The sequence below is a fragment of the Paenibacillus sp. TSM33 genome (genome assembly GCF_056099025.1).
In genome coordinates this window covers 196058-221566 of record NZ_JBLZXB010000023.1, presented here as the reverse complement: position 1 = coordinate 221566, position 25509 = coordinate 196058, and the positions used below count along the sequence as shown (strand labels likewise).

23 protein-coding genes are annotated in these 25509 nt (G+C 46.2%); 11 read left to right on the top strand and 12 right to left on the bottom strand.

All coding sequences use genetic code 11. The features are described 5' to 3' along the window. Nucleotides 1-243: 243 nt before the first annotated feature. Complete coding sequence (locus tag ACN6NF_RS24300) at nucleotides 244-2502, bottom strand: alpha-glucuronidase family glycosyl hydrolase (RefSeq protein WP_474320053.1); 2259 nt, start codon at nucleotides 2500-2502, stop codon at nucleotides 244-246. A 43-nt stretch (nucleotides 2503-2545) separates the two neighbouring features. Further along, nucleotides 2546-4744, bottom strand: a complete 2199-nt coding sequence (locus ACN6NF_RS24295) for a glycoside hydrolase family 52 protein (RefSeq protein WP_474320052.1) — start codon at nucleotides 4742-4744, stop codon at nucleotides 2546-2548. A 166-nt stretch (nucleotides 4745-4910) separates the two neighbouring features. Between ACN6NF_RS24295 and ACN6NF_RS24290 the strand changes: the two genes are divergently transcribed. The 4 genes from ACN6NF_RS24290 (at nucleotide 4911) to ACN6NF_RS24275 (ending at nucleotide 9019) form a co-directional block, all read left to right on the top strand. Continuing rightward, complete coding sequence (locus ACN6NF_RS24290) at nucleotides 4911-5855, top strand: helix-turn-helix domain-containing protein (RefSeq protein WP_474320051.1); 945 nt, start codon at nucleotides 4911-4913, stop codon at nucleotides 5853-5855. 59 nt (nucleotides 5856-5914) lie between these two features. Beyond that, the gene (locus ACN6NF_RS24285; RefSeq protein WP_474320049.1) at nucleotides 5915-6622 is read left to right on the top strand and encodes an SDR family oxidoreductase; all 708 of its coding nucleotides are present in this window, start codon (nucleotides 5915-5917) and stop codon (nucleotides 6620-6622) included. Between the two features lie 921 nt (nucleotides 6623-7543). Further along, complete coding sequence (locus ACN6NF_RS24280; protein ID WP_474320048.1) at nucleotides 7544-8407, top strand: hypothetical protein; 864 nt, start codon at nucleotides 7544-7546, stop codon at nucleotides 8405-8407. 108 nt (nucleotides 8408-8515) lie between these two features. Then, a complete protein-coding gene (locus tag ACN6NF_RS24275; RefSeq protein WP_474320047.1) occupies nucleotides 8516-9019 on the top strand; it encodes a hypothetical protein in 504 nt (167 codons plus the stop codon). 315 nt (nucleotides 9020-9334) lie between these two features. Here ACN6NF_RS24275 and ACN6NF_RS24270 read toward each other — a convergent pair whose 3' ends face one another. The 4 genes from ACN6NF_RS24270 to ACN6NF_RS24255 all read right to left on the bottom strand — a co-directional run bounded on the left by ACN6NF_RS24270 (nucleotide 9335) and on the right by ACN6NF_RS24255 (nucleotide 12578). Beyond that, nucleotides 9335-10237: a helix-turn-helix domain-containing protein gene (locus ACN6NF_RS24270; RefSeq protein ID WP_474320046.1), complete on the bottom strand. Its 903-nt coding sequence runs from the start codon at nucleotides 10235-10237 to the stop codon at nucleotides 9335-9337. Nucleotides 10238-10596: 359 nt separating this feature from the next. Next, entirely contained in the window at nucleotides 10597-10944 is a 348-nt protein-coding gene (locus ACN6NF_RS24265; protein ID WP_474320045.1) for a KGG domain-containing protein, read from the bottom strand. 135 nt (nucleotides 10945-11079) lie between these two features. Further along, a complete protein-coding gene (locus ACN6NF_RS24260) occupies nucleotides 11080-11841 on the bottom strand; it encodes an ABC transporter permease (protein WP_474320044.1) in 762 nt (253 codons plus the stop codon). Then, entirely contained in the window at nucleotides 11838-12578 is a 741-nt protein-coding gene (locus tag ACN6NF_RS24255; RefSeq protein WP_474320042.1) for an ATP-binding cassette domain-containing protein, read from the bottom strand. Before ACN6NF_RS24255 ends, ACN6NF_RS24260 begins: the two co-directional genes overlap by 4 nt. Nucleotides 12579-12830: 252 nt before the next feature. On the opposite strand from ACN6NF_RS24255, the gene ACN6NF_RS24250 reads away from it, so the two are divergent. The 4 genes from ACN6NF_RS24250 (at nucleotide 12831) to ACN6NF_RS24235 (ending at nucleotide 17053) form a co-directional block, all read left to right on the top strand. Then, nucleotides 12831-13433, top strand: coding sequence for a TetR/AcrR family transcriptional regulator (locus ACN6NF_RS24250; protein WP_474320040.1), 603 nt, complete (start codon nucleotides 12831-12833; stop codon nucleotides 13431-13433). Between the two features lie 100 nt (nucleotides 13434-13533). Next, nucleotides 13534-14172, top strand: a complete 639-nt coding sequence (locus ACN6NF_RS24245) for an SDR family oxidoreductase (RefSeq protein WP_474320038.1) — start codon at nucleotides 13534-13536, stop codon at nucleotides 14170-14172. A gap of 225 nt (nucleotides 14173-14397) precedes the next feature. Beyond that, nucleotides 14398-15108, top strand: a complete 711-nt coding sequence (locus ACN6NF_RS24240; RefSeq protein WP_474320037.1) for an MBL fold metallo-hydrolase — start codon at nucleotides 14398-14400, stop codon at nucleotides 15106-15108. Nucleotides 15109-15379: 271 nt separating this feature from the next. After that, nucleotides 15380-17053, top strand: coding sequence for a glycosyltransferase 87 family protein (locus ACN6NF_RS24235; protein WP_474320298.1), 1674 nt, complete (start codon nucleotides 15380-15382; stop codon nucleotides 17051-17053). An 85-nt stretch (nucleotides 17054-17138) separates the two neighbouring features. Here ACN6NF_RS24235 and ACN6NF_RS24230 read toward each other — a convergent pair whose 3' ends face one another. From ACN6NF_RS24230 to ACN6NF_RS24210, 5 genes are all read right to left on the bottom strand, one after another. Continuing rightward, nucleotides 17139-17366 carry a hypothetical protein gene (locus tag ACN6NF_RS24230; RefSeq protein ID WP_474320036.1) on the bottom strand — a complete coding sequence of 76 codons (228 nt, stop codon included), beginning with the start codon at nucleotides 17364-17366 and terminating at the stop codon, nucleotides 17139-17141. 391 nt (nucleotides 17367-17757) lie between these two features. Further along, a complete protein-coding gene (locus tag ACN6NF_RS24225) occupies nucleotides 17758-18462 on the bottom strand; it encodes a Crp/Fnr family transcriptional regulator (RefSeq protein ID WP_474320296.1) in 705 nt (234 codons plus the stop codon). Between the two features lie 61 nt (nucleotides 18463-18523). After that, nucleotides 18524-18694: a rubredoxin gene (rd, locus tag ACN6NF_RS24220; protein WP_149034708.1), complete on the bottom strand. Its 171-nt coding sequence runs from the start codon at nucleotides 18692-18694 to the stop codon at nucleotides 18524-18526. Between the two features lie 2 nt (nucleotides 18695-18696). Beyond that, the gene (locus ACN6NF_RS24215; RefSeq protein WP_474320035.1) at nucleotides 18697-19890 is read right to left on the bottom strand and encodes an NAD(P)/FAD-dependent oxidoreductase; all 1194 of its coding nucleotides are present in this window, start codon (nucleotides 19888-19890) and stop codon (nucleotides 18697-18699) included. A gap of 33 nt (nucleotides 19891-19923) precedes the next feature. After that, nucleotides 19924-21159 (bottom strand): FprA family A-type flavoprotein, encoded by a 1236-nt coding sequence (locus tag ACN6NF_RS24210; RefSeq protein ID WP_474320034.1) that lies wholly within the window; start codon nucleotides 21157-21159, stop codon nucleotides 19924-19926. 215 nt (nucleotides 21160-21374) lie between these two features. Here ACN6NF_RS24210 and ACN6NF_RS24205 point away from each other — a divergent pair, with 215 nt between their 5' ends. Then, the gene (locus ACN6NF_RS24205; RefSeq protein ID WP_031462453.1) at nucleotides 21375-21716 is read left to right on the top strand and encodes a cupin domain-containing protein; all 342 of its coding nucleotides are present in this window, start codon (nucleotides 21375-21377) and stop codon (nucleotides 21714-21716) included. 88 nt (nucleotides 21717-21804) lie between these two features. Here the strand turns inward: ACN6NF_RS24205 and ACN6NF_RS24200 are convergent, their stop codons facing one another. Then, entirely contained in the window at nucleotides 21805-22014 is a 210-nt protein-coding gene (locus tag ACN6NF_RS24200; RefSeq protein ID WP_474320032.1) for a hypothetical protein, read from the bottom strand. Between the two features lie 92 nt (nucleotides 22015-22106). Here ACN6NF_RS24200 and ACN6NF_RS24195 point away from each other — a divergent pair, with 92 nt between their 5' ends. After that, nucleotides 22107-23738, top strand: a complete 1632-nt coding sequence (locus ACN6NF_RS24195) for a response regulator transcription factor (protein WP_474320030.1) — start codon at nucleotides 22107-22109, stop codon at nucleotides 23736-23738. Beyond that, nucleotides 23735-25501 (top strand): sensor histidine kinase, encoded by a 1767-nt coding sequence (locus tag ACN6NF_RS24190; protein ID WP_474320027.1) that lies wholly within the window; start codon nucleotides 23735-23737, stop codon nucleotides 25499-25501. Before ACN6NF_RS24195 ends, ACN6NF_RS24190 begins: the two co-directional genes overlap by 4 nt. Nucleotides 25502-25509 lie beyond the last annotated feature (8 nt).

Here is a 25509-nt window from a genome sequence, read left to right as displayed (position 1 = left end):
CATTTTGTAAACGTCTACAAAAATAGTATAGAGCAAGCGGTTGCATAAAAAGAAGAATTTATTGCACACTCAAGGTGGACAAATATGACATTTTACGTTAGCAACCGTGTGCTTAAATTAGACCAGGCAAAAAAGACACAGGTCTGAGTAAGACGTGTGTCTTATATAGATAGTAAATTCCCGTAATAAAATAAGGGGAAGAAAATCTCAGTGCGTATGCAACTATTGCATGAGACAACCTTCTTAATAGATAGGACGATTTTTTTCGTCGGGTATACCACTTTTGCGATAAAAATACGTATTGATTCGATCCCGCCATTCCTTGGCGTGCTCAGCCTGATGCTCTAGCCGCGCCAGCACCTGTTCATACACCCTTTCATTTAGTTGTTCATGTAGACTAACCCATGTGTCTCGGAGATGGGCCGCACGTTCTGCACCTTCAAAATGAGTATCATAAATATGCTGTATGACCGTTTGGCCAGAGTGGAGCATGTGCGTATAAGGGACGTGATGAAAGAATAAGAGCAGTTCATCCGGACAGGTGTCTGTAGATTCGTAGATCTCGGCAACAGGAGGAAAATATTGTCCTGCATAGCCCGTTCCGGTTGCAATGGTCCGATCTACCCCGATCCCCCAGCAATCGGCAAAATGGTAGGTGCCCCACATCGAATATTCATATCCATCTACATCCGGCCCATAGTGGTGATTGGGGCTGACCATCCAGCCGACCCCGAGAGGAGCAGTGTAGGACTCGTAGATATTCCATGAATCGAGCAGCATCTGCTTAATGGTAGGAATCAAATCTGTATCGTCGTCATCTTTACCTTGACCGCTAAATGTCAGCCGGACCCATTCATCTGCGATTTCATTTGCGGATAGATTCGGGTCCCATGCCAACCGGCCATAGCCGTAAAGATTGGACTGGGCGAGCAAATGACCGGTCCAATTGATGTCTGCACCAATATTAGAAACAGCGGCTATTCCAAAGTTGGTGTGCTTGGGAACATAATTCGTTGGCTGCTCCTGGAAACTGCCGCGGCTTGCATGGACCATAGTCTCCCTGCGAGGAGAATCTGAATCGCTGTTGCTATGCAAAACGCCACTCACGATACGCTTGATGGTGGAGCCTTTTCCCTGTGCGTAGGTATCAAAATCGAGCACTTCCTTCCATTGCGGAACCAGATAACATAGATGCTTTTGTTGTCCGGTATACTCCTGCGCAATTTGAAATTCCATCAGTACCTGAGTGGCTTCCAGCGCGCCGAACAGGGGGGATACAGGCTCCCGCACTTGGAAATCCATCGGGCCATTTTTGATCTGTAAAATGACATTTTCCCGAAACAACCCATCCAGCGGTTTAAAATGGTCAAAGGCCGCGCGAGCCCGATCCGTCTTGCGGTCACGCCAGTCCTGTTTGCAGTCGTAGACAAAGCAGCGCCAAATCACACGCCCGCCATAGGGCCGTAGCGCATCCGCCAGCATGTTGGCTCCATCGGCGTGATGGCGCCCATAGCTGAAGGGCCCGGGCCGATTTTCAGAATCGGCCTTGACCACAAAACCACCCAGATCGGGAACGGCTGCGTAAACCTCCTGTGCTTTGGTCTGCCACCATTCAGCTACGCCGGGGTCCAGAGGATCGGCTGTGGTTAATCGGCCGAGCTGAATAGGGCTGGCATAGTTAATGCTCAAGTAGATTTGGATACCATAGGCGCGAAAGATGGCAGCTACCTTGGCTACATCAGGTAAAAACCGATCTGTGATCAGCTCAGTTTCTACCTGATGTACATTCACATTGTTAATGGATAACGCCTGAATGCCTATAGAAGCGAGTAGACGGGCATAGTCCCGAAGGCGCTCCATATTTGTAGTAAAGGTATTATGGTTGTAGAAAATAGATGCCCCGGCATATCCACGTTCAATACTACCATCCATGTTATCCCAGTGGTTGATCATGCGTATGGGATTAGCTGGATTGGATAATAGGTCTAGAGTGGGAGTGTGCAATGATTCCCCGGCAGTGGGCTTCAGCTTGCCGTCTAGTCCTCCTTGCAGGTAGCGCAGCAAATGAAAGACTCCATACAATACCCCTTTGGAGGTCTGACCCGCGACTGTAAAGCAAGGTCCTTTGATATCATCGTGATCTTGCCCAGTTGAATCTGCCAGTTCTGGCACCTCTACTCCGCGAATTCGATAGCCTTCTGCGCTCACTTCTGCCTGTTCCTCTGCACTAAACCGTTGTGCGATATATGGATGGTCTTGGAACGTACCCAGCGCAACGAATGGTTCATGGACAGGAACGGTACTCATCTTCGGCTGCTGTCCGAACAGGGAAGCCAATCCTTGCTGAAGCTCACTCGCAGCCGTCTGAAGCACTTCATCATCTGTTTCATGAACCACGATGACTCTGCACCAAGCCGGCATCTGTTTTACATGACGATTTCGGCGGTAGTGCAGCCAAGCGTCATAGCCGCTCTCTTTTGGCATATCCATCCACTTGCTCATATTTGATTTGGACCTCCTTTGCACAAGTGAGGGTTCGTTCATTTCAGGCATGTTGTTTCTCATTTTGACTCATATGCTGAGGGAGAGTCAGCCGATTTCCTTTGCCTTCATACAGCCACAAAATAGCGGTAACTCCGCGTGGGTAATATTTGCTGCCGTGGGCAATACCGGAGAGCATTTGGTCGCTCCAGCACCAATAGGATTCTTCAGGATGGAGGAGCCATGAGAAATGGGCAGCGTCAGCCGCCTGCCCCGTTTCCTGCCAAGGCAGCTCCAGCAGCTCACGAGCAATAAACTGTGACAGATAGATTTTGCTCAACCAGGAGTTGTTACTTGTCGAGGATAGCTTCCAGCCTCCGTCTTCAAATAGACAAACTCCCGGTACGAGTACGGTTTGCAAATGGCGTCGAAGTGCCTGGATATATCCGCCGAACCGTCCATCCGGTTCAAGCGCATCCTCACATCCTGTAAAATAGGGGAAGATCAGCCCTTCAATGGCAGGAATAATTTGCGAGTCGTTGCCTTCCTTAATGACTGCAGGAATATAGCCCTTGTCTGTCATGTGAGCGGTGATCGACGCTGCGCATTTGTCTGCCTGTGAGCTGGCTTCCTGTGAAAGGGAGCTAAGCCCCTTTGAGGCAAATATCTTTTCCAGCGCAACATATACCGCCCAGCATTTGCTTCCTAAATAAATGTTATTGCGGGATTGACCCAAGGATACATCCAGACTATCGTAAGTCGTAATTTCTGCCCCTCCCCGGGTTCTTGAGCTGTCCAGGCCCATTAAGCCGTTTCGTTGTGCCGGATCTGGATGATCCCGCCGTAGCATGCTTTCAAAGCAGTCGCACAAGACAGGCAGCATACGTGTCGTAAATGACTGATCCTGTGTCTGCTCGATATATACCGTGGCGCAGCAAAGCCAGTTCACCAGTTCTTCGTGGCTCATGTAAGAGAAGCAGTCGTCAATCCCTGCCAGCTCATAACAGGAGTACCCCTGCCGGGAGAACACATTGGCCACGCCCATATCATGTGTAAACGTCATCCCCCCCGGATAGATCTGTTCCTCTCCCGGGAAGCGTACTTCATCCCGATAGCTGTACCTTTGGACAAACCACTCCAGCTCGTTGCGCACCGTCCATGGATTCAAAATCAATTCATAATAAAGCTGGTCTGCCGTCAGATCGAGTGTATTCATCATGCGGTACTCGCCTTCGTTCACAATCCAGATCGGTTCGCCATCCTCTTGCTGACTGAGCAATTGGGTGCTGCCGTAATAGCTGTGAATGGCCTGAGCGAGCATAAATTCCTGATCCAGACTCAAGCTCGCCGATTCGATCCAGTCGTTCGCCTGAACACAGGCTGCGGTTAGGTCTATAAAATGCTTCAACGCATAGCTTCCCACGTCCTCAATATCCTTGAACAGCCGGGTATAGTAATATGATGCTTCAATACCTGTTGTCACAATGCCGCCGCGATAAAAACATATAGCGAAGGCATACGTGCGCTTCTCTCCTGCGGGAACGTCCATCAAAAGCGCACCCGTTGTGCCCAGGCCAAAGGATAAGTTATCGGCCATGGTCTCCCCAAGCAGCTTCTCCATTGCAAATCCGCTGGCAGGTACCGCTTCGGTGCTGTTGGTCACAATAGCAGTGCTTCGTCCTTGGCCGATGCCTGTGAGTCTTTCCTTCAATCGGGTAGAATCCATAGCGTCCCTGCGCGGATCTTCTCCTATAATGCGTATGCCGCTATACGGATCACTGCCCTGGTAGCCGAAAAAGGCTCTCCGTGTAGCAGCACCCTGTGTATTATCGATCGTTAGCTCAGCAAATACTGCCGGAACCAACGCTGCCCGCAGCTCATCTATGCCCGCAATTCCCGGCTCGGGCACCGGGCGAACGGGAGAGTACAGCCGAAATGTCAAATCGCCTGCCTGCCATGTATCGGTTCCTGCTTTTAGCTCACGGGTGATGTCCTGATCGGCAAAGGCAACGAGCAGAGGCTCCGTTTTTTTATCCTTTTTCTCCACATCATAGCGGGTACTTTCATCCTGTATGGATGCGAAAAAAGGAAGCGCCTCATACGATCCGCCATCCCTGGATTGTAGTCCGATGTATACATTTTCATCAGCAGGCTTGCCCAGTTCCAGGCCGAGTCCGCCGCGACTACCCTTAAACCCAAGTGTAAAGCTGGAGAATGAACCGATAGGCGCATGCTGCGTGTTATAAAATATATTTTTTGACATATATTGAAACCCCTTTCATGATAAAATGTAACATTGACTAACTTCAATTAGAGCCTAGCATGACATGTGCCGAGGAACCATTGTCAAATCGCTCAACTATTTATCCAAATCGCGCTGGAAACGATATACTGGAGTATATCGATATATGTAAGCCAGGAGGGAGAACATGTCGTCACCACGTTTATCGAAGTGTCCCCATGATTCAGACCTTACGGTCGCCGGAGAGGAATTCTTTTTTCCTGATGTGCGGACTACGGTCAATCTGTTTGCCATTCATACGCGAAGTGTCGGCAGAGACTGGAGTTATCCGCCACATGAACATCCGCAATATGAAATTAACATCGTGCTTGCGGGAGAGCAGATTATGGTTGTGGATGGTCGCAGCTATATTCAGCGCCAGGGGGATTTGATGCTCTTGCGCCCGGGAGTTATCCACTCCAGCCGTAGCAACGGAGAGGGGTTTACGTATTTTTGCATGCATTTTGACATTGATGATAAATTGTTTCTTTCGCTACTGAGCCGTCTGGAGCAAGTGCTTTTTTCAGCGGATGGTGCGGTGGCAAAGCAGATGGGACCAGCGCTAGGCAAGCTGCTGGATCTTTCTGCGCTTGAGGACATGGGTATAAGTGGTGATTCAGTGGCAAAGCGTATGCGGATTCAATCTGCTGTGTTCGAACTGTTCGCAACGTTGTGGGAGGCTGTATCCAGTGAAGCCGCTCATTTGCCAGGGCGTGGATATGTGCAAGCAGAGCTTGCTCATCAGATTGCCAGTCGTCTTCAGGGCAGGGTCAATCAGCCTTATAGACAGGCAGACTCGGTGGAAAAACAGGATGGGATCGAGGGTATTTCATCCGAACTGGGCATTAGCGTATCTCATTGTAATCGTGTATTCCGTAGCGTTTTTGGCGTATCTCCGCGGGTGTATCTATCCGAGCTTGTCTTGCATGAGGCCAAGCTGCTGCTGGCTGATCCGCAATGGTCAGTGCAGCAAATTGCTGATCTGCTCGGCTATGGGGATATTGCGCATTTTAGCAGACAATTCAAACGCTGGTCTGGTCAGTCACCGACATCCTACCGCAAGAATATAGCCCTTGAAAGTTCACCCGAATAAAAATATATATGCTTATAAAATAGTTATGATAAAATCCTTATAAAGGAGATGATAATAGTATGAATTTACATAATCAACGTGTTGTCGTGATTGGCGGCAGTGCAGGGATAGGGCTGGCAACAGCCATAGAAGCAGCAAAGCAAGGAGCGAGTATCGTAATCGCTGGCCGTTCTGCAGAAAAGCTGGAGCAGGCGAAGAAGGTCATTCCTACAGAAGCGGTGGAGACCTTTCAATTGAACAATCAAAAGGAAGAGGAAGTACAGGCGTTTTTTGAAAAGGTCGGCGCATTCGATCATTTGTTTACTCCGGGTGCGAGCTATACACGTGGTCCGATCACCATAGATACGGAAAAGGCGAAGACTCCATTCGAGGGAAAATTCTGGCCGCAGTATTTTGCTGCCAAGCATGCGGTACCGCATATCTCCAAGGATGGCTCAATCGTTCTCATGTCTGGAGCCTTCAGTCAACGGCCGATGGGATTTGGTGCTACATATGGAGCGGCTAACGGCGCGATTGAAAGTTTGGGCAAGGCGTTGGCGGTGGAGTTGGCTCCAGTACGGGTCAATGTGGTGTCTCCCGGCACGATCTGGCGGGACGGCCCCGAGGGAGAGCAGCGGCCGCAGGCTTTTGAAGAATATAAGGAAGTAACCTTGCTACGGCGAGTGGGGTATAATGAGGAAGTCGCACATACGGTGTTGTACCTGATGACTAACAAGTTCACCACCGGAAGCGTGCTATTCCCGGATGGCGGTTATACGCTGATCTAATTTGTCTGGAAGCCAACGTGTACACGTCCACCAGTCCAATACACGCTTACAATGTGTTGGACTGGTTTTCTTTTTACAGGAGATGTAGCGGGATGGATCAGGTGGATTAAACTCTACAGATACTTCAAAAGCAGGCGCGCACGTCCTAGACTGGGCTTGGCAAGGAGGCTGGAATTTTCAGTCGGCTGTAATAGAACGAGCGTGGCGTATGGAGGATAAAGGCAAGATTACAGGATACCGGGCTATAGTTTTACCTGAGTAAGTGGGAAAGTCTATCATGGCTCATGTGTCATGCAGGAGAATCACAGCGGTCTTTTGTTCATTAAATATATTTCAAATTAATTGCTGAGATCATCTAAAGTAGATAATTTGCAAACTTCATATGCCATTCTCAATCTACCGTATACTTGAAAAAATATTTGCAGAGCATTTAATAGATTTGGGAGTCTCTATAGACTCTCCAAATTCTACTTTGTTTAAGATTATATACCGAATTTTATAAAAAATTTATATTTTTCCTTTAGGGTGCAAATTTAATGAATAATAGTTTAAAAAGGATAGGTGTGTTGGCAGTATACAATCAATCAATAAATGGAATTAAACTTACAAACTTTACTATAATATTGAAAAGTGATACATTTATTGTATCTTCTAGGATAATACATTATCAGTATTAGAATATATTATAGAGGAGTGATTAGGGAGGGAGAATGGAATCTGTTGTTCTTAATAAAGAAAGCATTTTATGAAAGGAGAAGTAGAGGAGCGAAAACAGTATAGAGTATCGCTACGTTATGTACTGAATTATTTTTTGAAAAAATTCAACCTATTTTATAAGGTGTATTTTTGTATTTTTAGGTGAACTAGAAATGTAACAGTTTTGATTATTTAGTAAATAATACTATTTTGGAGGAATTAATTATGAAGAAAAAAATTGCTATTGTAACTATGTCTTTAGCCTTTTGCTTTGGGAGCGCGGTTTCCGCTTCTCCAACGATAGAAAATAACATATCTGCTGATAATCATTTATCAGTTAGTGAAAGCAATAATGTACAGGCTGGTTCTAAAATCGAAGCGAAACAAGATAGCTTTGACAAGGATTCACTGAATCAAGAAGCATTAAAGGCTGTAAATGAATATTTTAACGATTTCAAAAAACCACAGGTTAACAGTATGGGTGTAAATGAGTCTCTTGTTGATTACAAAATTATATCCGCTGACAATGCCGACCCAGACAATATTAATGTTTCCATTAAGTTAACTTATGGAGATATAGGTGAATTACCAGCAGCTCCTTATAACATTGTAAAGGAGGCAGGTAATTATATCGTCAAGCAACCTAAAGGCTTGGTATATGACATTGCACCTACTAGTCCAACATATGGAAAAGTAGAAACGGGAGTATTTGTGGAGCCTTCGAAGGCTTCACAAGGTAATGTTCAACTAGCTGTGAGAAATTTAACTTATTATTCGGAAAACCATGGAATGAATTTAAGTCAAATTGGGAACTTTTTTGGAAACTACAAAAGTCAAGTTACGTTCAATGGGAGTCAGTCAATTGTAGACTCGGATGTACAAGCCATAAGAGTCATTTATGGCGTAGGAACATATAAAGATGGTGCACTTGTTAAATTGGGAGTCAGCTCATCTGTTAATGGTGAGGGGTCATACAATAAGTATGTTCAAGTACCGTCAGGCAGTGGTAGATTAGCATTTGCTGACACTCGTGAGAGTAGTGGAAATGGTCTTATTCATTTGGAAGGAAATGTGTTGGAAAACGAATAAGACCATTCTGGAATAATGAATAAGGTAGAGTTCAAGAAATTTGAACTCTACCTTATTCATTTATTGGATAATATATGGTAAAATTTACAGCAAAGGAGGTTTTATTAATTGAAGATTGCACTACGTAAGAAGTTGGCTTGTTTGATTGTTCTTGGAGGGGTTTTGACTGTAATTGCTACTGGTTTTGGAGGGGGTAAGGAACCTTTTAAACTTCCCGATAAGCCCAAAGAGGCTGCTGTCTCTACCTTTTCAGAATATATGGACGCTTCTATGAATCGCGACTACGATAAGATGCTTTCACTGTCTGATGATTACCGCTTTAAAACAGAGCGGGCACGGCTTAATTTTTTAAAAGCCCAAGGGGCACCGATTGATTATCGTATCATGTCCGTGGATGATTCTGATCCTTCTAGAATTGTTGTTTCTTCGATCACGAAGTATGAAGATATGGAGTTACCTCCTATCAAGTATATTCTTGCTTTTGAAGAAGGAGATTACAAGCTACAAATGAGGAATGTTGTGGTCAATATGATCCCTTCTTCACCTGACTATAAAACAGTCGAGTACGAGCCTGAGAAGGTAGATGATGATTTAGAAAATAATTTCAATTGATTTCAATTTTCTAATCAAACGATCGATAACATATCCTATGAGATACCAGAAACCTATTGTAGTGAAGTAAACAACGGCTATGGGGATATGCGCTTTTCGCACAAATCGAAAAGATTCATACACCCAAACCAACGGGCTAATCATAGCCAATAGTATATTATAGTCGTCGTACCCCGTAAGATTTACAGCAATAACTATACAAGAGACTAGGGCCAGCCAAAAGCGAAAGGACTTCATTGCCTATACCTCCATTCCTTTAAAAAGAAGCCGCGAGACGATCAGCCTGAGATCGTGGCGGCTTCTAGGGATTTTTTACTACACTTCTTTTACAGGACGTAACACCGCGTAGCCGTATCCCTCAGGGAAATGCCGTTGATAATCCTGCTTCGTTTCCTCATCCCATGCATACCCCATACTGTGTGGGTCAAAGTTCCAAGCTTTTTCCTCCACCATTCTCATAACATCTCCATTGTTTTTTAAATAATTGAAGGGTGGGTGGAAAAAAACCAGATAATCTGATTCGGGGATGTTTCGGCACTCCATACCTGCTGGGATCTCTCTGGTGTAGTCAGCAGCAACCGGTATTCCATACAGATAGCCCTTCTGACCATGCTGATAGAACCAGCCCGCGGTTTGACCTAATTGTCCGGGAAGCTTAAGGTGAGACATGCTTTCCAGGGTCCCACAAATTTCATCACAGTTATGACCGTTTCTCCAGAAATCACCGTAGCTTCGAGAAGAGATATCCCAGATCCCAATAAATTTGTGTGCTGGTATATGCTCGATTTTGACTTCAGCTTCTTGTAAATGCTCCTTAACCATCTTATCCCGCTCCTTCAAATGGTAATGGTAAGGAGAGAACACCTCAGCGCGAATGGCTAATGGAATAGGCCGAGGGTTCTTCCGGTATACAGCCGGAGATACCTCGAACGCTTTTACAAATGCTCGTGTAAAGGCTTCCTGTGAAGAAAACCCATACTTTACGGCAACATCGAGGATGCGGACATTGCTGTCCCGGAGTTCAAGGGCTGCCCGGCTAATCCTGCGCATCCATACATAATCCCTTAACGTCATTCCCGTCAGAGAATGGAATTGCTTTGTACAGTAGTAAGGGGAATAGCCTAACTGGTCGGACATTCTCAACAACGATGGTGCTGAGGTAAGATTATTATCAATCCAATCAATCATAAGCTGGACCATTTCGTTCCATTCGTACACGGGCGGTTCCCTCCTTTCGACTCCATCTTAGCAGCCAGGATGCACGAATATTTGACCTGAGTTGCATGCACACTTTTATAACAATAAGTAAGGCGACATGAGAAAAGAATCTGACTATTCCATTCTTTCATTTGTAATAAAATATGTATAAATGGTTATTTAGCCTTTATATGTATATTGTATGACGTATGTTCGGATGATGAAAGTAGCCTTTTGATGAAAGTAACTTTCACAACAAAAAGCCTACCTACCGGGACACCGGCAGATAGGCTTTTATAACATAAACATTCACATACTTCGTATTCTATGCAGTCTGTGCCTTTGTGTTGCAACTGCACCGACAACGTATCCTAATCAACTTAGTTATTTTTGCGTTGACGGGCGCGAGCTTCGCCGCCTTTACGGCCTGCTTCTTCCCTGCTCATTTTCCCGTCGCTATCACTTTGGTCTGAATTGCCACGGGCTTCACCGCCCTTGCGACCGATTTCCTGATAGAACTCCTTGCCATGGTTTTTGGAAGTGGCTTCGCCGCCTTTTTCACCAATCTCCTGATAGAAGTCCTTGCCATGACTTCTGGATGTGGCCTCGCCACCCTTTTCGCCGATCTCCTGGTAAAATTCTTTGTCGTGATTTTTAGCAGTAGCTTCTCCACCTAAACGTCCTGCCTCTTCGCGACTCATTTTGCCATTTTGGTTGTTGTTAGCCATGTTCAATCACTCCTCATCGAATTTTAGTAAAGCGTCTACGTGTATCTATTAACCTTCGTGTCAGGAATTAAACATGTCTATTTTATTTTGATATATGGAAAATGGTTGGTAAATAACTAGGTACATCCGTCTCTATCAGACCTCCCAGGACTCTGTGCGCAGTTGTTGCTCGCGGGTAAATAATGTCGGATAAATGAACAGGCTAAGCAGCACGCTGGTCAAAATGGCAGAGGTCATGGTAGTGAATACGATGAGCAATTGCAAACGCACGGCGACAATCGGATTGGCACCTGCAATGATTTGTCCGGTCATCATGCCGGGAAGCTGAACAAGCCCGAGTGTTTTCTGCCCCTCAATGGTTGGAATCATACTGGAACGTATGCAATTTTTCAGTATAGGGAAGATGGCTTGTCTCGGGGTTCCCCCCAGTGCGAGAATGAGCATGATTTCAGGCTTGCGCAGCAGGACTTCCGACTTGAGCCGTGATACCAGCAGGCTGGACAAAATCATGGAGCTGCCAATGATCATGCCGCTAATCGGTATCATGTACCGGGCTGTCGCCGGAATGATATGCAGGCCAATCAGGAATGCCTGTGTAACAATTTCCACACACAGCAACGTCAGGAATGACTTCCACATGAGACGAGGGATAAAACGTCCTTTGCGTGCAATATTTTGAGAAGCTACAGTGATCATGAGCAGAATGAATAATACGATAAATCCGTAGCTTTGCATCCCGAAAATCAAATGCAATACATATCCAATCGCCAGTAGCTGAACGGATGCTCTGATCGTGGCAATAATAATGTCTCGGTCCAAACCGAGTTTGAATGACTTGGACATGACGATGGCGATAAATACAAAACCGAGAGAGAGAATCAAGGCAACAATCGTCATACCCATTCTCCTGCTACAAACCTGCGGGTTTCACTATGCTGTGGAGCATTAAAAAATGTCTCTGTATCTGCTTGCTCTACCAGTCTTCCGTTGATCATCAGCCATGTTTCGTGGCCTACTCGGCGGGCTTGTTCCATATGATGTGTAATCCAGATCATTGTTGTTCCCTCTTCTTTGTTCATTTGAAGCAACAGTTCCTCAACCTCTTTGACTGAGGCGGGGTCCAGTGCAGAAGTAATCTCATCCAGTAGTAAAATATCCGGGCGGTTCGCGAGCGTCCGTGCCAGGGCCAAGCGCTGTCTTTGTCCACCTGACAGCTCCTGCGCCTTCTGTTCCAGCAGGTCACGGGTGAGTCCTACGCGCTCTAACAGGCCAACCGGATCTTCCAGTACCGTACCATGCAGCCGCTCTACCGTCTGGAGATTGTAGAGGACCGTCCCCTGAAGCATGGGGGCATCTTGAAAAACCAATGCTACCTTCCGTCTCAAATCAGGGATTTCCCACTCGGTTATAGGCTTGCCGAGGACGCTGATTTCTCCTTCATCCGAAGTTAGCAAAAGATTGCACAATGAAAGCAGTGTGCTTTTACCAGACCCTGACGGACCGACCAGTGTCGTGATTTTCCCGCGAGGGACCTTTGCTGTAATCTCGTTCAGGACAGCGCGTTGCTGTCCCGATCCGGTGAAATATTTGGTGACGTGATTGAATTCAATAGCTGATAGAGGCTGGGGTTTCATAGATATAGCTAGCTCTCCTTTACAGGGAATCGGAAAAGATATCAGATCCGCTCTATAATCTCTTTGTATTATATCAGTAATATCCTACTGGCTCTTACTCTTCTTCTAAAAAAGAGCCGGGGGAGGGAGCTGTTGCAAACGGGACCCTCTTTGTATAAACTAATAGGATTAGTTAAGACAAAATAAGAACTTAATCTGTATATCTATATGAAAATCACCTTACATAGGAATTCAACGAAAGGGGACAGGATGATGTCACCTAGAAATGGAGTAAAGCTACAAGATATCCTGAAGGCTGCTGAGGATATTGCCAATGAACGTGGGATGGGAGATGTCACGCTCACTACGCTGGCGCAAAAGCTGCATATTCGTCCTCCATCTTTGTACAACCATGTGGACGGGTTGAACGGATTGCGTCATGTGCTGGCATTACACAGCCTCGAAAAGTTAGAGGAGGCATTGATGAGCGCAGCCGTAGGCAGAGCAGGCGAAGATGCGCTGACTGCTATGGGGAGAGCGTATATGCAGTATGCGCGCGAGCGACCTGGTTTGTATGAAGCGATGTTGTATGCAACCGACCGAAATGATACCGAGCTGAGACATGCAGCGGATCGCGTAGCGGAACTTGTCATTACCGTGCTATCCAGCGGCTACGGTTTCAACGAAGTAGATTGCATTCATGCAGCGAGGGGATTCCGTAGTCTTCTTCATGGTTTTGCCTCGCTTGAACAAAAGGGTGGTTTTGGTTTACCTGTGGATGTGGATCGGAGTATCGAAGTGATGATGGACACCTTTTGGGCAGGTCTTCGCGTGTTACAGCAAAAGCGAGATGTGGAGCATTCAGAAAAAAACTGAGTTCAATCTGATATAGCCCATATGATTGCGTCCTGGACTCAAAGGGTAAAATATATCAGTATAAAGTAGATGAGAGACCGTGAATACAGGAGGGATAAGAGTGAACGTATTGGTGATTGGTGCCAATGGAAAAGTAGGCAGACATCTCGTTCGTCTACTGGGGCAACATGAAGTGCATCACGTAAAGGCGTTGATTCGCAAACCGGATCAGGCCGAAGCACTTGAACGTTTGGGAGCAGAAACGGTAGTAGCTGACCTTGAAGGGACGGTTGATGAAATTGCTGCAGCTATAAAAGGCAGCGATGCTGTCGTGTTCACGGCAGGCTCCGGTGGCAAAACAGGAGCGGATAAAACGCTGCTCATCGACCTTGATGGAGCAGTCAAGGCGATGGAGGCCGCTGAGCAAGCCGGTATCAGGCGCTTTATTATGGTCAGCGCTCTACATGCGGAGAACCGGAAGCAGTGGCCCGAATCGATTAAGCCGTATTATGTGGCAAAGCATTATGCAGATCGCTTGCTGGAAGCGAGCAATCTGGATTACACGATTCTTCGTCCCGGCGGGCTAACAGATGATGAGGGTACTGGCAAGGTTGCTACTGGTGAAGATCTTACCAGCCATACCATCTCACGTGAAGATGTAGCGGCAACGGTGGTAGCAGCACTGGAGGAAAAACAGACGTATCATCGTGCGATTGATTTGGTGTCCGGCAGTACGCCTATTGCTGAGGCCATCCGGTAGAGCTAATGAATTGAAAGACATGTGCATAATATGAATAAAGGCAGACCCAGAGGTAGGATTCCGGGTCTGCTTTTTGCTTTGTATAATCCTTTCCTTTAACGCTACGTATGACCAAAAAACCAACGTTCCGATGGGCATATTACGAAAAAATTTGCCTAAAACTAATTACGTTAATTATAATACTAATATAATTAGTTTACGATCAAAAAAAGGAGATGAGATAAAATGCGTATCGTTCAGGTGCAGCATGTGTATCAATTGACGTTTATGCCCCGGCTGTTCCCGGTGAACTGTTATTTGGTGGAGGAGAAAGAGGGGCTTACCCTGATCGATGCCGGATTGCCATATAGTGCTCAGGGTATTGAACAAGCTGCGGCGCGCATTGGGCAGACGATTGTACGAATTGTACTTACCCATGCGCATGGGGATCATGTAGGTGCGTTGGATAAGCTGAAGGAAAAGTATCCTGAGGCACAAGTATTCATTTCAAGGCGGGATGCTCGGCTGCTGAAGGGTGATGTATCGTTGGAGACAGGCGAACCGAACACTCCTATTCGGGGCAGCGTGCCAAAGAATATCCTTACCCAGCCTGACGTTTTACTGGAGGATGGGGATAACGTGGGCTCGCTGCTGGCGATCAGCGCACCGGGACATACGCCGGGCTCGATGGGATTTTTGGATACCCGTACACGTGCGTTGATTGCAGGTGATGCCTTTCAGACTCGGGGTGGTGTTGCGGTGGCGGGAAGGCTCAAGCCGCTGTTTCCTTTTCCGGCACTAGCTACCTGGAACAAGGAAATTTCGCTGGCAAGCGCCAAAAAACTGGCGTCTTGCAATCCGTCTCTATTAGCAGCCGGTCATGGCAACATGCTGAAGCATCCACAATCTCAGCTGGAAAAAGCGATTATGGAGATGGAACAGCAATGTTCAGTGTGATGATTACGTATTCAGCCAACATTCAGCCAGAACTCACAAAGTCCTAAGCTAAGGCAGATACAATATGAGGAAAATAGAAACAGAGAGAGGTGCATCGGATTTGAACGTTTGGAAGACGAACGGTCTGAAATATATACTTCTATTTAGTCTCATATTGTGTGCTGCCGTTAGTATCGTTTCGTTATGGAGTTATTCAGGTAGTTCCGCGTCTCAGTCTGCGGCTGTAAGGCAGGGGCCATCCGGCGGGTTCGGAGGGGGACCAGGCGGAGGCATGGGAGGACCGGGGCAACGTCCCTCTGACGGTCAGACCACGGGGAACCGTGGAACAGGAAATGTAGGACAAGACCAGCAGAATTCGCCTCCAGCATCTACAGATGCGGTGGACAGCTCTGACAGCAAGAATCAGGGAACGACAGGTCAGGCGACCAATTCTTCCACTGAGAATCCATCGATTTCAGGTGACAACGGTACAACGGCTGGGAGTGATCCGTCTGCATCGGGCGGCAGTAGTGTTGCTAGGGACGGACAGCACAGAGGTCCCGGTGGCATGTCTGGTAACGGATCTGGAATGGGCATGGGCGGTCCTGGCAGTGGTATGAGTGGTGGAAGGAATGGAAATTCTTCGTCTGCTTATGCTACTCCGATGGCGATTTTCGCCACTTTGTTCTTCGGTGCGTTCGTGTTTATTGCGTATCGTTTTCGGGCTCAAGAATGGAAGCTCGGGGAACGTAACCGGGGACTGATGCTGTGGACTGTACTGGGTACGGGGTTCTTTTTAAGAATGGCGATCGCCCCATGGATCTCGGGTCACATGGACTTAATGCTATTCCGAAACTGGGCTACGACAGCAGCGGACAGCTTGTCAGGCTTTTACACGAATGGTTCCAGTGATTATCCACCATTCTATATTTATATTTTATATGTGATCGGTAAAATCGGCTCTACGGATGCTTTCAGTCCTTATATGTCTGTATTGCTGCGGCTTCCGAATATATTAGCCGATATCGTGACAGCGTACATGCTGTACCGGTTGGCAAGCAAACGGGTCGGCTATGGAGTGAGCCTAGGACTGGCTATATTCTATGTGTTTAACCCAGCTGTATTTATCAATTCGACCTTCTGGGGGCAGGTAGATCCATTTTTTACCATGCTGATTGTGGGAATGATTATACTGCTGGTGGAAAACCGGATCGGCTGGTCCGCTGTACTGTTTACGATAGCGGTATTGATGAAGCCACAGGGGATTATTTATGGGCCGGTTCTGTTCTTCGAGCTGCTGAGACAGCGCAAAATACAGCCTTGGCTGTTGTCCATTGGTGGGGCCGTTGTGACAACCATTCTGGTCATATTGCCCTTTTCATGGGGGCAAGAGCCATTATGGCTGCTTGATTTATACAAGGGGACAGTTGGCGAATATCCATATGCTTCGGTGAATGCGTATAACTTCTTCGCACTCATTGGTGGCAATTATACGCAGGATACTACAACGCTGTTCGTGTTCAGTTACCATACATGGGGTATGATCTGCATTGTGCTGGTGACTCTGTTTACATGGTGGATGTATATCCGCAGTCGGAAACCACAATTCGCAGCAGTAGCTGCATTGGTACTCATTGCAGGTGTATTTACCTTCGCTTCCAGCATGCATGAACGGTACCTATTCCCTGCGGCGGCGTTAGCTGTACTGGCGTACCTGTATTTGCGGGACCGCAGATTTTTGTGGCTTGCGGGTGGATTCAGTCTTACGGTTTTCCTGAACACCTTTGATATTTTCTATAGCTCCAATTCTCGGAATCATTACGGTATTATTTTGTGTGTGACATCATTGCTAAACGTGTTGTTGTTTGTGTATTTGGTCAAGGTAGTGTGGGATTGCTCCAGACCGGCTACAAATCAGGCTGCGCTTCCCAAGGCCACCAATATAGCTTCTTTATCCGCAGAATGAGAGATGGGCGGTCACCACACAGGTGATCGCCCATCTTCAACAATGAAGGCACAGTCTCAATACGGCGCGCCAATATCCTTTCATTTCACTGCGGCAAGGAAATGTTTCTCTCCACCATGAGAGGGATCAATTTGCGGAATGCTATCGTGCTTACAGCCTGTTCATCCCTTTGATAGGCTTCATATTCTTTCCTGAAGGTGTTCTGCATTTCCTCCGATAAATGGCGGATGTATTGGTGCGCACATGCAGTTACCTGTGCTGGCGAGCCGAAATCAACCAACAGATCCAGAATGTCCAGCACATAGAATTCCATGGGGTTCGACTGTGGCAAAAACCATCCGGTCAAGATGACTTGTTCAAGTACCTCGTCGAGATTAGCACCATACTTCTCCTGGATTTATAGTATTTGAATCCGTAAGGCTGACAGACCGCGGCAATCCTAGAGCAACATTCTCGAAAAATATCCTTGCCGGTTTGGTGATCCGCCATATCTATTCCTCTCCATTTTGCTTATTTTATAAAGAGCGTGAAGAACCGAAACCTTTGGCTTAATTTCAGGCTCATAAACTTTGTATTATTACGCAAAAACAGGTCTACGGTTTCCATTGTTATTTTTATGGAAGCCAACCAAAGGACATTTGCTCCTACGCATTCATCAAGCAAACTATTCTCGGGCTCAAAAATCAACCTGATATCTATGTGTCTCAATCCATATATTCGTTCAGTTTTTGTACATCGCAGATGGTAATCTCACGTGTACCTTTGATATGAATAATCCCCAGCTGTTCAAACTTCCCAAATTTTCGGCTGATCGTTTCACGTGTGACACCCACATAATTAGCCATCTCTTCGCGTGAAAGGGGGAGATTTATTTTAATAAAGGAGCCGTCCGGCTTGCCGTATTTGTGTCCGAGTTCGAGAATCATGTAGGCGATACGGATTTCTGGGTCTTTGGTAGCCAGGCTTTGAGCCAGGTTTTCAGTATGTGCCAAGCGTTTGGTAATGGTTTTGAGCAGCCTCAAAGAGATATCGGGATTGTTGCGGATCAACTCCTCCATATCATCCTTGGTGAGCATACAAATATCAGTATCTTTTAAGGCGTACGCACTAAAATTACTCAGCTCATCGTTATTAAATATGTTCAACTCACCAAAAAAATCGCCAGTGGTCAGAATGTGCAGAATTTGTTCTTTGCCCTGAGGTGTCATCTTCAGCAGCTTAACATGCCCGCTTTTAATAATGTACAGCGTATCGGATGCCTGTTCCTCGACAATCAAGGCCTCGCCTTTCTGATATCTTCGGTGCCGAATCATAGAGCTAACCTTGCACAAATCTTCGCAGGACAAAGAGGAAAAGATAGGCACTTTGCGGGCACAGGGCTCCTGTTCGCACTGGCAGGGGCAGGACATCTCATTCACATTCATTCACTCCATTCATCAACCGGAAACTAAAAAGTATAGCGTGTTCGTGTTATTCTGTATCATCTATAGGGGCAAAATGGCTTTGATCCTCACCGCAGACTGGACAAACCCAGTCTTCCGGAAGATCTTCGAACGCTGTACCTGGCATCACGTCTTCATCAGGGTCACCTATAGCAGGATCATAAACGTATCCACAGGGCTGACATACATATTTTTTCATTATTAATTCTCCTTGTCATCTAAAATTTTTGTAAGCTCTGGTGCGTCCGGACTGAGTCCTTGGATAATGGCCGCTTTATATGGAAGTGAAGCAAGAGCATCTCCGAAGCTAATCACGCCACAGATAGAGCCATTTTGTATGAATATACGTGTATAAGAAACTTGATTTTCACGGGCCAGGCTGTTGTCGCAGGCCTGTTCATCTACTAGACCGATGGAAAACAAGGGGCATTCATAGCTGTTGGACAGGGTGACAGGGATGGGACGCTGATAATCGGCGAAAGCCCCCGCCATATTCGCACCTGCTATTTTTCCTTGCTCCATAGCACTTTCCCATAATCCATCTACTTTATTATGGAACTCGGCTACATCACCTGCCGCATATATATTGGGGAAGCTGGTCTCCATCTGCGCATTCACCTGAATGCCTTGTCTGATATCAAGACCGATTTGGCGAGCAAGCTCCGTATTAGGTACAATGCCGATAGAATACACGACATGTTCGCAGGGAATAACAGTGCCGTCCTGCAGTTCTACACCCTCTACATGATCTGTGCCTGTAATACGCTTTACGCCTTGGCCAAGGCATACCTGGGTACCTTGTTCGATAACTCGGCGGGTCAGAATAGCGGATGCCTTTTCATCTAGCTGGCGGGGCATCAGCCGTTGCGAAGCTTCCAGAATGGTGACGGCATATCCGGCTTGCCGGAAGGACCAGGCCGTTTCTACACCCTGAATACCACCGCCGATGATACATATCCGGTCTCCCTCTCGCAATTCCGCTTTAAGTCTGTCTGCATCTTGTCGAAACCGAATGTTGTGAACGTTCCTTAGTGAAGCTCCATCCAGCACAAGCTTACGGTTGTGGGCTCCTGTACACAGCAACAGCTTGTCATAAGCAACGGTTTGTCCATTTATTGTTTCGATGGTGCGCTCCTCTGCGTGTATCGCGGTGATCTTTATGCCGGAATAAACGTTAATCCGTTGATTGGCAAACCATTTTTCTTTTTTGATCAGGATTTTGTCGCTGTGCAAGTCAGTAAATAGCGCCTTGGAAAGCTTGACTCTGTTATACGGAAGGGAGGATTCTTCCCCGTAAATCGAAATTTCGGCTAGCTCATCATGATCTCTGATCGCTTTTGCCGCGTTGATAGCGGCCACGCCGCCTCCGATTATAACGTAATGTTGGTTATCCATTCGGCATCTCTCCTATTCCTCTAGCTTTCTGTGCTAAATAACACTAAGCAGCAGATCTGAGACAAATTCAGCAGCATTTTTTATTTTTTTCACTTTTTCATCTTCTAGAGGAGAGAAGCGAATGCGTACCGGAAATTCCACATGCGTCATACCCGTTGACTTGATTACATCTGAAGTACTTTGGACTTTCATATTAGTACCGTTCAAGTAATCCTGTACGACCTCAATGGCTTCACCGCTCCAGCCATAGGAGCCAAAGGCGGCAGCAAGCTTGCCTTCCAAATTCATCTTTTGCATTTGTTGCAGCAGGTCTTCCAATTTGCCTGTCATGTCGGCATATTTGGTAGAGCTACCGACGAAAACAGCATCCGCTGAGGCAATACTATTTAATATCTCGGTTTCATCCGCCTTATCTACATCCCATAGCTCCACCTTGATTTGGTTCTCCAAAAAGCAATCTCTCAGGATGTTTGCCATTTTTTTGGTATTATTTTTTAAGGTGGCATAAACAATCGCTACTTTTTTATCATCCTTGGTTTCGGTGCTCATGGATGCGTACAAATCAATAAATTTGGCAATATCATGTCGAATCGCGAAGCCGTGGGAAGGGGCAATCATTTCAATATCCAAGTCAGACACAGCTTCGATTAATGTACGTACATATCTGCGGTGTGGATGAATAATAGCCTGATAATATCCGATAAAGTCTTCAGTAATATCAAAACCTGCCTCATCGGCAAATAGATGCTCTACAGCCACGTGTGTACTGAAAATATCGCAAGGGAACAAGATTTTATCTTCCACGCAATACGTAATCATGGTTTCCTCCGTGTGGAGGTAAGGCGTTTCCTTGAACAGCAGTGTCTTGCCTCCAATATCCAGTTGATCCCCGTCCTTGATGACGAGGAAGTTCCGGTGCTGAAGCTTGTACATTTGTTGAATTTCCGGTACGGCAATCTCAGTGCAGACAATGGTGGCGTTTGCTGCCTTGGAAGCAAGGGCCGCCAGCCCGCCTGAGTGATCCGGTTCCGTATGATTGACGATTATATATTGAATATCCAACGGGTCGATCAATTCCGCTACAGCTTCGGCAAATTCTCTACCGAACGCCATATCTACGGTATCTACAATGGTTGGTTTTCCAGTTTTCAGTAAGTATGCATTATAGGTTGTACCCTTAGATAAGGTAAGCCGATGAAAGGGTACCTCACGATTATCGATTTTTCCTACCCAATAAATATCCTTTGTCAGCTTAAATCCTGGTTTCATAGGAATAACCTCCTGTTGTTTTGATTTGTCTAACACAATTTGATTCTAGCTAGATGTGATGATGAAAAAGATGATTGAAATCAAATTTTTGAATATTTCAAAGTATTTATGACTTAAATTTATATTTGTGATCGCAATCACAAGAAGAACGTAATAATCAAATACAATAAGACTATATAAGCCCAATCCAATTACAAACAGGAGAGTGAATCTACATGAAAAAATCAAACCTTATTCAATTTCAAGAATATAAAGAAGCTGCATTTACAAAACGAATTGTTCATAAGGAAGCCGACAATGTCATTTTTATTCTCAACTTCACCCCTAATGCTGAGTTGCCAACACATAACCATCCAGGAGCGAATGTATATTTGCTCGTTCTTGAAGGGAGCGGTACTGTAACTGTAAATGGTGAAGAAACGGAAGTTGTCCAAGGGGATATGATCCATATTACCGGAGATGAGCACTTTTCCTATCGTGGTGGTGCGGGAGCGAACTCCAGCCTGCATGTGGTGTTGACCAAAACGCCAAGTGAAAGCTATGCACAAAATGTATAAAGTATAGAAATTACAAGAAGAGGAACCGCAATCCAAACATATAAAAGCCGCTTGGTTTAAATGACCAAGCGGCTTTTATATTGGAGGGTCACACCTCAGAATACGCTATAAACCCGCTGTCTATCGGGATGACTGTATCTGTGACAACGCTGGATGTCTGTTCATCAACAAGCACTGTAGGCCACGGTTTTGTTCGGCGAGGAAGCAGCTGGGGGCAATAGTTTTCACGCTTTGGAGCGACCTTATGATGAAATCCCGTCTGTACAAACGGCTCTCGAAGTGCCACAATACGTTGCAAAGGCCATATTTCTCCAGCTGGGATATCGTGCAAGGCCCGCGAAGTAGTCAACCCCAATAAAATAACGTTTCATCGAAAGGAGGAGGCAGGTTATGAAGCTGCATCGAGCCATTGTGGTGGATGATGAAATATTCACCCGCAAAGGGCTAATTCAACTTGTGGATTGGGAAACCTGTGGCTTTGAAATCGTGGGGGAAGCTGATAATGGTGAGGATGCGCTGGAGCTAATCAGTCGTCTTCACCCGGATCTGGTCATTACCGATATTCGTATGCCTGTGTTGGATGGATTAGAGCTAATTCGATCCGTACTCGAACGGAGTACCCAACATCCTGCTTTTATTATTATGAGTGGTTACAGTGATTTTACTTATGCGCAGCAGGCACTCCGCTATGGAGTTCATGATTTTATACTCAAGCCGGTTGATGATGAGGGCTTTTCGGCTACACTGCGCAAGCTGAGTGAAAGATTGCACCGTGAACAACAGAACGCGCAGCGATATCAAAACTACCTTACAGGCGGGCTGTTAGAGACGGTGATGATGAATCCAGTGGATGATGCAGTGGTGACACATTGGGAGCAACAGTTGCGGCTTGGAGAAGCCACGTATATGTACTATGTACTCGTCGAGCTGAATGATCAGCATCCTTGGCGTTCCGGTGACGATGGTGTCATGCTATCGCTTTTCCAGTTCAGGGAGCTTATAGAGCAAGCGCTTCATCGTTTAATGGACGGCAAGTACCCTCTCTATGTCCATGAGCATCGTAACCGGGTTGGTCTTATCGTACCGGACTTCTTTTTAGAGGGTTTTGGAGCCAAAGTAGAATTGTTTATGAAAGCGCTACAACAGGAGATAGAGGGGATGAATTCACTAAGAGAGCGGTCGGGAAGTCGGGTGTTCGTGTATGCGGGAAGTGCTGTGGAGCAGTTGCGGGATATCCAGCAATCCTATGCCAGTGCAAAGGAAGCAGTGCTCCATAAATACATTCATGACCATAGCGGTATTGTCGTCAATCTGCCGGAGAAAATGCCTCCCCTCCACTATAGGACCATTCGTCAGGACGTACTGGATAGCTTGACAGAGCAGGTCGAGGAGCTCCAATTGGAAGAGCTACGTGCGACCGTAGGTTATTTATTTAGCAGCTTTCGGGAAGAGTATTATGCTCCTGAGGCTATGAAAATGAGTCTGCATCAATGCGTTCTTAGTATCGTGCGGGTCATTCAAAATATGCAGGGAAATGAGCGCTCACTTCAGTCACTGGAACCGATGATAAACTGGCAGGATATGAATCTGTCATTGGGTGAACTCCAGCGATTGTTTACAGCCTTTGCCGAAGAAAGTGGAAAATATATTGGGACGCTGCGCAAGGAATGTCAGCAGGGAGGAATCCAGCACATCCGTGCTTATATTGAGCAGCATGCTGCCGAGAATATAAGCCTGAAAAGTATTGCGGCTCACTTTTACATGAATCCGGTATACCTCGGTCAATTGTTCAGAAAAACATACGGGGTCTACTTTAACGAATTCCTGCTGAAGTTGCGCGTTCAGGAGGCGAAACGCCTGCTGCGGCAGACGGATCTGCGTATTTATGAAATTGCGGAGCGCGTGGGCTTCGGCAGTTCAGACTATTTTGTGACTCAGTTTGAAAAGCTGGTGCACGTCACGCCAAGTGAATACCGCAATAGCCTGAGTGTTGGGCACGAGCCAGAGAGGTCCGGCGAATGAAGAGGCTGAGAACTATCCTGGATCATATACGGTTGCGGGATAAAATGCTGCTGCTTTATTTCCTCTGTGTTTTTACACCTATAGTGCTGACTAATCTGATCTTTTACCATGTTACCTCGCAAAATGTGAAGGAACAGCGTATTCAGGATATTACGCGCGCACTGGAACAAATAAAAATCGAATTTTACCGGGAATTTGAAGATGCGATGGAGATTTCGTCTATCTTTTATACCGATTATCGACTCAATGAGGTGTTGGAAGAAACTTATCCCCACCCTGCTGACTATATTGCTGTCTATGACTCTTATTTACGTCGTATCTTAAACAATACTTACAGTCCTGTGTACCAATCCGTAGGTGGAATTACGATCTATACAGATAATCCAACGCTAATGGATTCCGGGGGAATCAGCTTTATAGATGAGAGGGTCAAAAGCTTCCCCTGGTATACCCAAATCCCGCCTGGACGCCAGTCCAAGCCTATATTTGTCCGTACTGACGACAGTACCGCTGAGCAGCTACACCCCTTCAGCCTGATTCGACGGATGAACTATTTTTATTCCCAAAATGGTCGTGAAAAAATACTGAAAATAGAGCTGCGAATGTCATCCATTCGGGAGATTTTCAATAACTTGAACTTGCAAGGGAGTCTCTTTCTGCTTAACGAACGGGGAGAAGTCGAATATACAAATGACCCCAAGGTTGATATAAATCATAAGAGCGTGGCCTATAGCACCCTCAAGCTACCCAATGACACCATGGAATTCAAGACTCATTATGTGCTTACGAATAATCTGAACGGCTGGAGCATTGTGGCTGCGGTATCCAGAGATGAAGTGTTGTATGAAATGCAGGAACCTCGCAATTTTGCGCTCTTGTTAACCTGTGTAAATATGCTGCTGCCCACCTTGATCATTATCTGGATTACACGTTCGCTGAACGTGCGGCTTCATCGCATTCTGAAACATGTGAAAAAGGTGAAAAATCAGCATTTTGAACTCATTCCAGGTATGGAGTCGAGTGATGAAATCGGACAGCTAACGGGTGAATTTAATCGGATGACGCTGAGAATAAAACGCCTGATTAACGATGTTTATATGGCCGATATTCAGCGAAAAAATCTGGAGATTCAGCGTAGGCACGCTCAGCTGAATGCACTTCACAGCCAGATCAACCCACATTTTCTGTTCAATACGCTGGAGACGATCCGTATGCGAAGCCTGATGAAGCATGAAGATGAGACAGCCCGCATCATTCATAACATGGCACGGATTTTCCGCAATTCGCTGGTGTGGAACAAGGATCGGGTTACTTTGCGGGACGAGCTGGAGTTGATCCGTTGTTTTCTGGAAATCCAACAATATCGCTTTGGTGAGCGAATACAGTACGAGGTACAGGCACGCTCTGAAGACTTGGACAATCTGATTCCCAAAATGGTCGTACTGACGCTGGTTGAAAATGCAAGTATCCACGGCATTGAGCCGCTAAAGCATGGGGGACGCATTGAGATTCTTTTTGAGCATGAGGAAGAACGACTGATGCTAACGGTTCGGGATGATGGGGTGGGCATGTCTGCGGAACAGGTGCAGCGCTTATATGGCTACATGCAAAGGCAGGAAGAAATGGGTGAGCGTATAGGTCTGCAAAATGTCATCTATCGTCTAAAACTTTACTACGGAAACCGCTTTGAGCTGGTCATTCGCAGCGCACCCGGCGAGGGTACAGAGATTCGTATAATGATTCCTGCGGATCGGGACCTATAGTTTCCTAA